The sequence below is a fragment of the Catellatospora sp. NPDC049609 genome, assembly GCF_040675365.1.
Taxonomy (GTDB): domain Bacteria; phylum Actinomycetota; class Actinomycetes; order Mycobacteriales; family Micromonosporaceae; genus Catellatospora.
The window spans coordinates 1-10,687 of sequence record NZ_JBFAOU010000016.1 but is presented as its reverse complement, the minus strand read 5'-3'; the positions used below and the strand labels follow the sequence as shown (position 1 = coordinate 10,687).

Sequence of the window (10,687 nt, the reverse complement as noted above, 5' to 3'; positions counted from 1 at the left end):
GTGCCGCGTTCCGGGCGGCCGGAGTCTCCTGACTCCCGGATCGACGCCCGGCCCCGGCCTTCCCTTGCGGTGGCCGATGGGGTGGGGACGGGCTCCCCGGTCACAGTGGCGGGACCGTCTCGGGCTTGCACCGAGTTCCTCCCTGCCGCCACGGCGATCCTAGCGGCAGATAATGGAGCATGGCCTTCCAGGCGCTCGCCGAAGTCACCATGGCGGTGCACTTCGCCTTCCTCGCGTACGTGGTCACCGGCGGCTTCCTCGCCTGGTGGCGGCCGTGGCTGATCTGGCCGCACCTGGCCGCCGCCGGCTGGGGTTTCGCCACGATCGTCTTCGGCCTGGAGTGCCCGCTCACGTACGTAGAGGACTGGGCGCGCCGCGGAGCGGGCGAGCAGGGCCTGAGCCGCGGCTTCATCGACACCTACCTGACCGGCGTGGTCTACCCCGAGCGCTACACCGTGCAGCTCCAGGCGCTGGCCGGGGCGCTGGTGCTCACCTCCTGGCTCGGCCTGCTCCTGCGCCGCCGCCGCGGGCGGTTCGCCGGCGCAGGCACTCCGGACCAGGGCTGACACCCGGACCGCCCACGCGGCGTCAGCCGGGGACAGCAGGCGGCCCGGAACGTCCGTAGAGTCCCCTGCGTGATCGAATGCCTCACCCCGGGCGGGCGACCCGCGTTCGTGGTCAACGTCGAGGTCTTCCTGCACCGCGACGGCCGCTGGGTGCTGATCCGGCGCAGCGAGCGGGAGGCGCACGCCGCCGGGCTGCTGTCCGGCGTCGGCGGCAAGGTCGACCACGGCGGCGGCCCGGCCGCGGCCGACGTCCTGGAGCAGACCGGCCGCCGCGAGGTCGCCGAGGAGATCGGCGTCGACCTGACCGGCGTCCCCCTGGCGTACGTGGAGAGCACCCTGTTCACCAGCGACGACGGCGACCCGGTCGTCAACGTGGTCTTCGCGGCCGAGCTGCCCGCCGGTGCCGAGCCGCACCCGGCCGCGCCGGACGAGGTCGCCGAGGTCCTGCACCTCACCTTCGCCGAAGCCGACGCCGACCCGGACCTGCCGCCCTGGATCCGCCGTAGCCTGCGCCTGGCCGTCGACACGCTCGCTGGGGTTGCGGGGAAAGTGCGGCGTCGATGGCGTCGATGATGCGGTCGGCGATGCGCTGCGCGGCGCCGGTGCGGTCCCGGTCGACGCCGGACAGGTCGACGGGCGCCCCGACGTGCACCCGGACCTTCGGCTTGCGGCGCAGGTTGCGCCAGATCACCGGCCACATGCCGGTCGGCGCGGCGTACGGGAGCACCTCGTGGCTGCCCCAGATCGCGATCGGGACGACCGGGGCACCGGTGGCCAGCACGAGCCGGCCGACGCCGGTGCGCCCGCGCTCGGGCCACATCGCCGGGTCGAGGCCGATGCGCCCCTCCGGGTAGATCATCAGCGGGGAGCCCTCGGCCAGCGCGGCGACGCTGTCGGTCACGGCGTTGCCGGCGGTCGGCTCGCCCCGGTCGACCTGGATGTGGCCCTGGGCGCGCATCAGCGGCCCGATCACCGGGGTGCGGAACAGCCCCGCGTTGGCCATGATCCGCGGGTGCACCCCGAGCCGCCGGAACGCCGCCGCCACCGCGACGGGGTCGAACGGGCTGAGATGGTTGGCCGCGAGGATCACCGGCCCGCGGCGCAGCTCGGCGGGCAGGTCACCGGTGACCTCCAGCCGCGTCAGCAGCCGGGACACCCCTTCGGCGAGCAACTGCGCGAACCGCAGCAGCGGCGGCGGGGTCCAGGACGGCGAGGGGCTCACGGTCGAAGATCCTGCCACGAGGTGCCCGAAGTCCCCTACCGCCACCCCCTGACCTGCGTATGGTCGCCAAAAGGGGTATCGATGCGCGCGCGTGGGGAGGCCTCGGCATGGACGCGACGGAACTGGCCCGCTGGCAGTTCGGCATCACGACCGTCTACCACTTCCTGTTCGTGCCGATCACGATCGGGCTGTCGTTCCTCGTCGCCGGGTTCCAGACCGCCTGGATGCGCACCGGCCACGAGAAGTGGCTGAAGCTGACCAAGTTCTACGGCAAGCTGCTTCTGATCAACTTCGCGATGGGCGTGGTCACCGGCATCGTGCAGGAGTTCCAGTTCGGCATGAACTGGAGCGTGTACTCGCGCTTCGTCGGCGACGTCTTCGGCGCGCCGCTGGCCATGGAGGCGCTGCTCGCGTTCTTCCTGGAGTCGACCTTCCTGGGCCTGTGGATCTTCGGCTGGGACCGGCTGCCCAAGCGGATCCACCTGGCCTGCATCTGGATCGTGGCCGTCGGCACCGTGCTGAGCGCCGCGTTCATCCTGGTCGCGAACTCCTGGATGCAGCACCCGGTCGGCTATCGGTTCAACCCTGAGAAGGGCCGGGCCGAGCTCACCGACTTCATGGCGGTGCTGACCAACAAGGTCGCCCTGATCACGATCCCGCACACGATCGCGGGCGCCTTCCTCACCGCGGGCGCCCTGGTCGCCGCCGTGGCCATGTGGCACCTGGTGCGGCGGCCGGGCAAGGACACCGACGCGTTCCGGGCCGCGGTCAGGCTGGGCTCCTGGACGACGCTGGTCTCGATGGGCGCCCTGCTGGTGACCGGCGACATCCAAGGCAAGATCATGACCGAGGTGCAGCCGATGAAGATGGCCGCCGCCGAGGCGCTCTACGGCACCGAGCAGCCCGCGCCGTTCTCCCTGTTCACCATCGGCACCCTCGACGGCAGCCGCCCCGTCTGGTCCCTGGACGTGCCCGGCGTGCTGTCGTTCCTGGCCACCGGCTCCCTCGACGGCCGCGTCGAGGGCATCAACGACCTGCAGGCCCAGTACGTCGAGCGGTTCGGCCCCGGCGTCTACACGCCCAACATCCCGATCACCTACTGGACGTTCCGGCTGATGATCGGTGCCGGGGTGCTGGCGGCGCTGCTGGCCCTGTGGGCGCTGTGGTCGATCCGCAAGGGCCGCTCGCCCGCGCCCGAGCGGCGCGGCACCCGGTTCCTGATGTGGGGCATGATCGCCCTGCCGCTGCTGCCGCTGGCCGCGAACTCGTTCGGGTGGATCTTCACCGAGATGGGCCGCCAGCCCTGGATCGTGTTCAGCCGGCTGAAGACCGCCGTGGCCGCCTCACCGGCGGTCTCCTCCGGCGACGTGATCACCTCGCTGACCGTGTACACCCTGCTCTACGGCGCGCTCGCCGTCGTCGAGGTCGGGCTGCTGCTGCACTACGCCCGCGCCGGGCTGCCCGACGTGTCCCCGCCGCCGCCCGCCGAGTCCGACGAGGACCGCCCGCTGGCCTTCGCGTACTAGGAGACGCCGCCATGGAGCTGTCGACCCTGTGGTTCCTGCTGATCGCGCTGCTGTTCATCGGCTACTTCGTGCTGGAGGGCTTCGACTTCGGCGTCGGCATGCTGCTGCCCGTGCTCGGCCGTGGCGAGCGGGAACGCCGCGTGATGATCAACACCATCGGCCCGGTGTGGGACGGCAACGAGGTCTGGCTGATCACGGCGGGCGGCGCGATGTTCGCCGCGTTCCCGGAGTGGTACGCCAGCCTGTTCTCCGGCTTCTACCTGCCGCTGCTGCTGATCCTGCTGGCGCTGATCCTGCGCGGGGTGGCGTTCGAGTATCGGGGCAAGCGGCCCGACCCGACCTGGAAGCGGCGCTGGGACTGGTGCATCGTGTTCGGCTCGGCCGTCCCGGCGGTGCTGTGGGGGGTCGCGTTCGCCAACATCGTGCGCGGCGTGCCACTGAACGCCGACCACGACCACATCGGCGGGTTCTTCACCCTGCTCAACCCGTACGCCCTGCTCGGCGGCCTGACCACGCTGGCGCTGTTCCTCACCCACGGGGCGGTCTTCATCGCGCTCAAGACGGCCGGCGACATCCGGCACCGGGCCAACCGGCTCGCCGAACGCCTGGGCATCGCCGCGGTGGTCGCCGCGGCGCTGTTCCTCGGGCTGACCCTGGCCCGGCGGGCCACCACCGCCGCGCTGATCCTGGCCGTGCTCGCCGCGCTGTGCCTGGTCGGCGCGCTCATCGCGAACCGGCTGCCGTCGCGCACCGACCCGCAGGGCCGTCGCGAGGGCTGGGCGTTCACGGGCACCGCCGCGGCGATCGCGCTGGCCGTGGCGTCGCTGTTCGCCGACCTCTACCCGTTCGTGCTGCCGTCGACCGTCGACCCGACGACCAACAGCCTGACGGTGGCGAACGCGTCGTCGACGCCGTACACCCTGAAGATCATGACCTGGGTGGCGCTGGTCTTCACCCCGCTGGTGCTGCTCTACCAGGGCTGGACCTACTGGGTCTTCCGCAGGCGGATCGGCACGCAACACATCCCGGACGAGGCCGCGCAGCTGCCGTCCCCGGCGGCCGAGCGGGGCGCGGCCGGCTGACCCGCCGACGGCGGCGCACCGAGCCGGTGCGCCGCCGCCGGGCGACGGCTCAGGCGCCCGCGGCGCCCAGCTCGGCGAGCTTGGCCTCCAGCTCGGCCAGCTCGGCGCGCAGCTTCTCGGCGTGGGCCTCGGCCTCGGCGCGCTCGGCGGACAGGATCTGCTCCACCGCCTCCTGCACCCCGGGCACGTCCAGCATCGACACCATCTTCAGCGCCTCCTGCGCCTTGATGACATAAGGCTTGGCCAGCGCCTTGGTGCCCTGCACCGCCCCGACGGTCCACTCGCCCTCGGTGTAGGCCAGCGTCACGGTGAGCCCGGCCGGCGGCTTGACCTTCGGGCCCTTGGCCGCGGGCTTGCGGGGGGCGGGCGCCACGGCGGACACCTCTGCGGGCACCTCGGGGTTTTCGGACACGGATCGCTCCTGACGTACGGGCTTCTCACGGATGATCATGAACTCGGGCTCGGGCGGCGCGACCGGCTCCGGGACCGGCTCGGGCGCCGGCTTGCGGACGGAGTGGCCCTTGGGCGGGATCGACAGGTCACCCGGCGCGAACGGCAGCACGTCGCTGCCGAACTTGACCAGGATCCACTCGTCGTGGCTGGCCGGGTCGTCGAGCTGCACGACCTGGCCCAGCTGGCCCGCGATCTGGCCCGCCGCCTCGGTGAACATGACCTTGGGCCGCTTGCCGGACGCGAGCGTCTCCTGGATTTGCGTCAACTCCTGAGTCGACAGTCCCGCCATAACCGCGCTCCCACTCTCCAGCAGCGGCAGCACGGCCACCGCATACACCCTCGCCGAACACATGTTTGATACGCATGTTCTATCAGAGCCGTCCGACAGCCGGGCGCCGACACCATGCGGAAATGAGGGACATCTTCGCAGCACGGCGGAGATTCGCGCATCGGGTGTGTCGGCGGTGACAGTGCCACGGACCGCGACCGTTGGTCTAATGGCGGCATGGGGATCGTGATCGTGACCGGCGGCGGCCGTGGCATCGGCGCCGCCACCAGCCGAAAGCTCGCCGCGGCGGGCCATGACGTGGCCATTGGCTACGGCTCCGACGCCGAGGCCGCCGAGCGCGTCGCCGCCGAGGTGCGGGCCGCGGGCCGCCGCGCCATCACGGTGCGCGTCGACGTGTCCGACGGCGCCCAGGTCCGCGAGCTGTTCGACCGGACGCAGGCCGAGCTCGGCACGCCCACCGGCCTGGTCAACAACGCGGCGGTGAGCAGCCCGATCGGCCCGTTCACCGAGCTGTCCGAAGCGGACCTGCGCCGCGTGGTCGACGTCAACGTGGTCGGCGCGTTCCTGTGCGCGCAGGAGGCGGCCCGGCGCCTCGGCCCCGGCGGCGCGATCGTCAACGTCTCCTCGGTCGCCGCGACGCTGGGCAGCCCCGGGGAGTACGTCCACTACGCCGCGTCGAAGGCCGCGGTGGAGACGCTCACCGTCGGCCTGTCCAAGGAGCTGGGCCCGGCCGGGATCCGGGTGAACACGGTCTCGCCCGGCGTCATCCACACCGGATTCCACGCCGGCAGCGGCGAGCCCGGCCGCGCCGACCGGCTCGGCCCGACGGCGCCGCTCGGCCGCTCCGGGCAGCCCGAGGAGGTCGCCGGCGCGATCGTCTGGCTGCTGTCGGACGAGGCGTCGTACACCACCGGCGCCACGCTCAAGGTGTCCGGCGGCCGCTGACCACCGGCCGCCCCAGCGGCAGCGGCGCGGGCTCGTCGACCACGCCCTCCGCGACGAGCTCCAGGAACGCGTCGACGACCGCCGGGTCGAACCGGCTGCCCCGCCCCGCCAGCAGCTCCTCGCGCGAACCGGCCACCGCGGGCTCGCCGACGGCCAGCGCGGCGTTGCGCAGCCGCGCCCACGCGTCGCACACCGCGATGATCCGCGCCTCGATCGGGATGTCGCCGCCCGCGCTGCCCCGCGGGAAGCCCGACCCGTCGTACCACTCGTGGTGCGCCGCGACCAGCGGGGCCAGCTCTGGCAGGTCGGCCAGCTCGGCGAGCAGCCGCGCGCCCTCCTCCGGGTGGCCGCGGTCACCGTCGTGCGGACCGGGGCCGCCGGGCCGGGCGACCGTGGCGATCCGGCCGATGTCGTGCACCCGCGCCGCGGCGGCGGTCCGGCGCTGCGCCGCGTCGTCGAGCCCCAGCCGGGCCGCGGTCCGCAGCGCCCAGCGGGCCACCGCCGCGCTGTGCTCGCGCTCACCCACCGCGCGGTCGACCCGGTCCGCCAGCCAGACCAGCGGCGGCGGCAGGGGCAGCGCGTTGTCGAGCTCGGGGGCGGCGTAGCGGCCGGAGCCCACGACGCGGTCGCGGCCGAGCGCCTTGGCCCGGTAGACGGCCTGGTCCGCGTCGTTGATGAGCCGGTCGATGTCGGCCCGGCCGCTGCCGGGCTCGGCCGTGGCCACGCCCAGCGACGCGGTCAGCGAAATGCGGTCCTCGCTGCCGAGCACGCTCACCGGGGTGCCGCACAGCCCCTGGCGGACCCGCTCGGCCAGGTCCAGCGCGTCGCGGCCGCCGGTGCCGGGCAGCAGGCAGAGGAACTCCTCGCCGCCGTAGCGGCACAGCAGGTCGCCGGCCCGGAACGAGCGGCGCAGCCGCTGGGCGACCTCGGTCAGCACGGCGTCGCCGGTCGAGTGGCCGTACGTGTCGTTGATCTCCTTGAAGTGGTCGAGGTCGATCAGCACCAGGCTCAGCGGGGCGGACCGGCGCACCGCCCGGTCGGCCTCGAGGTCGAGCATCTCCTCGAAGAACCGCCGGTTGTGCAGCCCGGTCAGCGGGTCGGTGATGGCGGCGGTGCGCAGCCGCTGGGTCAGCCGGGTCCGGTCGCGGGTGGCGACGACCTGGCGCACCAGCAGTCCCAGCAGCAACAGCATGATCACGGCGAGGGTGACCTCGCTGAGCCGGCCGACCAGGAGCAGGTCGGCCAGGGCGAGCCCGCCCACGGCCAGCACCGCCACCACGGCGGGCAGGAAGGTGAGGTCCGGGTCGGGCACGCCCGCCTCGTCGCCCTCCCGGCGCCGGGCCGCGGTGACGGCCGCCAGGCACAGCAGCACCGCCTCGATCTGCCAGCCGAGGTTGACCCAGCTCCAGCTCTCGTACTCGCGGACCGCGGTGAGGTAGGCGTAGGTCCCGTCGGTGATCGCGGCCAGGCCGAACGCCGCACCCACGATGATCATCGAGCGGGGCACGTACTGCGAGCCGCTCAGCATCACGGCGACCAGGATGCTGACAACGCTCACCGAGAACACCGGATACAGGAAGGTCACCAGCGCGGCGGCGGTCCAGTCGTGCGGCACCAGCGGCGCGATGATCATCTGCCAGCCGATCGCGCCCGCCCCGGCCGCCACCAGCAGCGCGTCGAGCAGGCCCTGCCCCCTGCCCACGACGCCCAGGCCCAGGCCGACCACGATGGCCGGCAGCGCGACGGCGTACGAGGCGAGATAGGCCGCGTCGGCCGCCGACGGCACCGGCGGCCCGGCGGGTGAGGTGTACGAGTAGACGGCCCAGATCACCTCGCCCAGCAGCCACAGCGCGTTGGACACCACCAGCAGGCGCCACGCGACCCGCACCCGCCCGCTGGTGCGGGTGGCGGCGCGCACGCCCAGGCACACGCAGGCGATGATCGGCACGAGGTAGAGCACCTCGCCCACGAACCGGGCGAGCTCCGGCATGTCCCGGCTGTAGCTGAGCAGCGTGGCGTAGAGCGACAGCCACGCCACGCCCACGACGATCACCGTCGCCTGGGCCCGGTCCAAGCCGACGCGCGTCCCGCGTGCACCCTCACTCGCGGCCGTGATGACCCCCGGGTGGCGTTGTGACTACTTTCAGCTAAAAGTCTGTCACAGAGGGTCGGCGCCGGTGGTGCCCGTCGGGACAGCCGCAGCCGCTGGACCGCGGCCGGCGTGCGCTGACAGCGTGCGCGGCAGGATCACCCGGACGACCAGCCCGCCGCCCGGCCGGGGCACGGCCAGCGCGTCGCCGCCGTGCGCCTGCGCCACCGCCCGCACGATGGACAGGCCCAGCCCGCTGCCGCGCGACGAGCCGACCCGGTCGGTCAGCCGCCGGAACGGCTCGAACAGCGCCGGCACCTCGTACGCCGAGATCACCGCACCGGTGTTGCTCACCACGACCTCGGCGTGGCGGGGCTTGGCCACGGTCTGCACCCGCACCCAGCCGCCCGGCTCGTTGTAGCGCACCGCATTGTCGACCAGGTTGCGGATCAGCTGCTCCAGCAGGATCGGGTCGGCGACCACGGGCGCCGCGGACAGCTCCCGGACGACCTGCACCTCGTGCCGGGCGGCCAGGGACTCGGTCGAGGCGACCGCGACGGCGGCCAGTTCGGCCACGTCCACCGGGCGTCGCTCGGTCACCGCGTCCTCGGCCCGCGCCAGCGTCAGCAGCGCGTCGATGAGCCGCTCGTGGCGCAGGTTGACCGCGAGCAGGTTCTCCCCCAGCTGCCGGACCTCCGGCGGGCTGTCCGGGCGGCCCATCGCGACCTCGACCAGCGTGCGGTTCAGCGCGATCGGCGTCTTCAGCTCGTGGGCGGCGTTCGCGATGAACCGCCCCTGGCCCGCGAACGCCTCGTCGAGCCGGTCCAGCATGCTGTCGAACGAGTCGGCCAGGCTCTTCACCTCACCCGGCGGCGCGTCCAGGTCGATGCGCCGGTGCAGGGTGCGGCCCGCGATCCGGTGCGCCGTCGCCGTGATCATGCTCAGCGGCCGCAGCAGCCGGCCCGAGACGAACCAGCCCGCCGCGGTCACCGCCACCCACATCGCCAGCAGCGTCAGCCCGCCCTTGAACAGCAGGTTGGCGTGCATCGAGTCCAGGATCGCCTGCTTGGAGGCGTACGCGGAACTCGCCAGCTGCGACGCGCCCTCGTAGTCGTACGGTTTGAGGCTGGTGTACCGGTCGGCCAGCAGGATGTTCAGGCTGTAGTCCATGGCGTTGTCGACCAGGATCAGCGTGCCCATCAGCACACCCCCGCCCGCCAGCGCGAACAGCAGGCTGAACACCACGGTCAGCCGGACCCGCAGGTTGCCGCTCCAGAGCCACATCAGCGGATCCGGTAGCCGACGGCGGTGACCGTCTCGATCGGCTGCGGCTCGCCCAGCTTGCGGCGCAGGCCGCTGATGGTGACCCGGACGATCGTGCTGAACGGGTCCATGTGCTCGTCCCAGACCTTCTCCAGCAGCGTCTCGGCGCTCACCACCGCGCCCTCGGCCCGCAGCAGCTCCTCCAGCACCGCGAACTCCCGCCGGGACAGGCTCACGTAGCGGCCGTCGCGGTAGGTCTCCCGGTGGTTCGGGTCGAGCCGGATGCCGGCACGCTCCAGCACCGGCGGCGCGGCGGGCCGGGCCCGGCGCCCCAGCGCGCGCACCCGGGCCACCAGCTCGGCGAACGCGAACGGCTTGGGCAGGTAGTCGTCGGCGCCCAGGCTCAGCCCGGCGACCCGCTCGGCGACCGTCACCGACACCGTCAGCATCAGCACCCGCACGTCCATGCCCTGCGCCACGACCTGCCGGCACACCTCGTCGCCGTGCACCCGGGGCAGGTCCCGGTCGAGGATCAGCACGTCGTACGCGTTGACCGCGAGCTTCTCCAGCGCCGCCGCCCCGTCGTACGCCACGTCCACGGCGAACGCCTCCTGTCGCAGCCCCTCGGCGACCGCTTCGGCCATCAGTTCCTCGTCCTCGACCACCAGGACCCGCACCTGCGCCACCTCCTCGACCGCACGCAAGTATGCACACGCCGTGTTAGCAGGGCGTTAGTGAATTCGCTCTCGGTACGCTCACACCCCCTCCTGTTGGCTACCCAGCGTGACAAGGGAGCTGGCGGAGGCGGTCGTCGACCTCGCCGCGGTCACCGGCAACGTCGAGCTGATCGCCGGCGCCACGACCGCGGCGGTGATGGCCGTGGTGAAGGCGGACGGGTTCGGCCACGGCGCGGTGCCGGCGGCCATGGCCGCGCTCGCCGGCGGCGCCACCTGGCTCGGCGTGGCCACCGCCGCCGAGGCCCTCGCCCTGCGCGAGGCGGGGATCACCGCGCCGGTGCTGAGCTGGCTGCACGGCCCGTACACCGACTACGCCGCGCTGGCCGCCGCCGGGATCGACATCTCCGTCAACACCGTCGACCAGCTCCATGCCTTCTCCGGGGGGATGCTCTTATGGATGTCAAGCCGCTGAGGCTTGGCATCCATAAGGGTGTTCAGCGGTGATGATCTGGTAGATCTCGCGGGCCAGGTAGCGTTTCAGGCAGCGGATGATCTCTTTCTTGGACAGGCCTTCG

The 10,687-nt window shown here is 72.8% G+C and carries 10 protein-coding genes, 1 pseudogene and 1 riboswitch; of the genes and pseudogenes, 6 read left to right on the top strand and 5 right to left on the bottom strand.

What is annotated here, in order from left to right; all coding sequences use genetic code 11:
• Window positions 1–21: 21 nt before the first annotated feature.
• A riboswitch (cobalamin riboswitch) is annotated at window positions 22–141 on the bottom strand.
• Window positions 142–179: 38 nt separating this feature from the next.
• Window positions 180–566 (top strand): DUF2784 domain-containing protein, encoded by a 387-nt coding sequence (locus AB0J67_RS07165; protein WP_363477334.1) that lies wholly within the window; start codon window positions 180–182, stop codon window positions 564–566.
• A gap of 69 nt (window positions 567–635) precedes the next feature.
• Window positions 636–1,016 (top strand): annotated as a pseudogene (locus AB0J67_RS07160) (NUDIX domain-containing protein); the annotation flags it as partial.
• Window position 1,017: 1 nt separating this feature from the next.
• On the opposite strand, the gene AB0J67_RS07155 reads toward AB0J67_RS07160, so the two are convergent.
• Entirely contained in the window at window positions 1,018–1,788 is a 771-nt protein-coding gene (locus AB0J67_RS07155) for a lysophospholipid acyltransferase family protein (protein ID WP_363477331.1), read from the bottom strand.
• Between the two features lie 107 nt (window positions 1,789–1,895).
• Here AB0J67_RS07155 and AB0J67_RS07150 point away from each other — a divergent pair, with 107 nt between their 5' ends.
• Together AB0J67_RS07150 and cydB are read left to right on the top strand one after the other, a co-directional pair.
• Window positions 1,896–3,314: a cytochrome ubiquinol oxidase subunit I gene (locus tag AB0J67_RS07150; protein WP_363477328.1), complete on the top strand. Its 1,419-nt coding sequence runs from the start codon at window positions 1,896–1,898 to the stop codon at window positions 3,312–3,314.
• Between the two features lie 11 nt (window positions 3,315–3,325).
• Window positions 3,326–4,396 (top strand): cytochrome d ubiquinol oxidase subunit II, encoded by a 1,071-nt coding sequence (cydB, locus tag AB0J67_RS07145; protein ID WP_363477324.1) that lies wholly within the window; start codon window positions 3,326–3,328, stop codon window positions 4,394–4,396.
• A gap of 49 nt (window positions 4,397–4,445) precedes the next feature.
• Here the strand turns inward: cydB and AB0J67_RS07140 are convergent, their stop codons facing one another.
• Window positions 4,446–5,138, bottom strand: coding sequence for a hypothetical protein (locus AB0J67_RS07140; protein ID WP_363477321.1), 693 nt, complete (start codon window positions 5,136–5,138; stop codon window positions 4,446–4,448).
• A 216-nt stretch (window positions 5,139–5,354) separates the two neighbouring features.
• On the opposite strand from AB0J67_RS07140, the gene AB0J67_RS07135 reads away from it, so the two are divergent.
• Entirely contained in the window at window positions 5,355–6,083 is a 729-nt protein-coding gene (locus AB0J67_RS07135) for a glucose 1-dehydrogenase (RefSeq protein WP_363477318.1), read from the top strand.
• Here AB0J67_RS07135 and AB0J67_RS07130 read toward each other — a convergent pair.
• The 3 genes from AB0J67_RS07130 to AB0J67_RS07120 form a co-directional block, all read right to left on the bottom strand.
• On the bottom strand, window positions 6,061–8,157 hold the full coding sequence (locus AB0J67_RS07130; RefSeq protein ID WP_363477315.1) for a diguanylate cyclase: 2,097 nt from the start codon (window positions 8,155–8,157) through the stop codon (window positions 6,061–6,063). The two genes, AB0J67_RS07135 and AB0J67_RS07130, sit on opposite strands and share 23 nt — an antisense overlap.
• A gap of 84 nt (window positions 8,158–8,241) precedes the next feature.
• Window positions 8,242–9,456 carry an ATP-binding protein gene (locus AB0J67_RS07125; RefSeq protein WP_363477310.1) on the bottom strand — a complete coding sequence of 405 codons (1,215 nt, stop codon included), beginning with the start codon at window positions 9,454–9,456 and terminating at the stop codon, window positions 8,242–8,244.
• Window positions 9,456–10,112 (bottom strand): response regulator transcription factor, encoded by a 657-nt coding sequence (locus AB0J67_RS07120; protein WP_363477488.1) that lies wholly within the window; start codon window positions 10,110–10,112, stop codon window positions 9,456–9,458. The genes AB0J67_RS07125 and AB0J67_RS07120 overlap by 1 nt, the downstream gene beginning before the upstream one ends.
• 106 nt (window positions 10,113–10,218) lie before the next feature.
• Here AB0J67_RS07120 and AB0J67_RS07115 point away from each other — a divergent pair, with 106 nt between their 5' ends.
• On the top strand, window positions 10,219–10,584 hold the full coding sequence (locus AB0J67_RS07115) for an alanine racemase (RefSeq protein WP_363477308.1): 366 nt from the start codon (window positions 10,219–10,221) through the stop codon (window positions 10,582–10,584).
• The last annotated feature ends 103 nt before the right edge of the window (window positions 10,585–10,687 follow it).

Excerpts from the sequence above, each read along its gene's own strand:
- AB0J67_RS07165 (WP_363477334.1), top strand. The coding sequence starts at position 180 with ATGGCCTTCCAGGCGCTCGCCGAAGTCACCATGGCGGTGCACTTCGCC.
- AB0J67_RS07150 (WP_363477328.1), top strand. The coding sequence starts at position 1,896 with ATGGACGCGACGGAACTGGCCCGCTGGCAGTTCGGCATCACGACCGTC.
- cydB (WP_363477324.1), top strand. The coding sequence starts at position 3,326 with ATGGAGCTGTCGACCCTGTGGTTCCTGCTGATCGCGCTGCTGTTCATC.
- AB0J67_RS07140 (WP_363477321.1), bottom strand. The coding sequence starts at position 5,138 with ATGGCGGGACTGTCGACTCAGGAGTTGACGCAAATCCAGGAGACGCTC.
- AB0J67_RS07135 (WP_363477318.1), top strand. The coding sequence starts at position 5,355 with ATGGGGATCGTGATCGTGACCGGCGGCGGCCGTGGCATCGGCGCCGCC.
- AB0J67_RS07125 (WP_363477310.1), bottom strand. The coding sequence starts at position 9,456 with ATGTGGCTCTGGAGCGGCAACCTGCGGGTCCGGCTGACCGTGGTGTTC.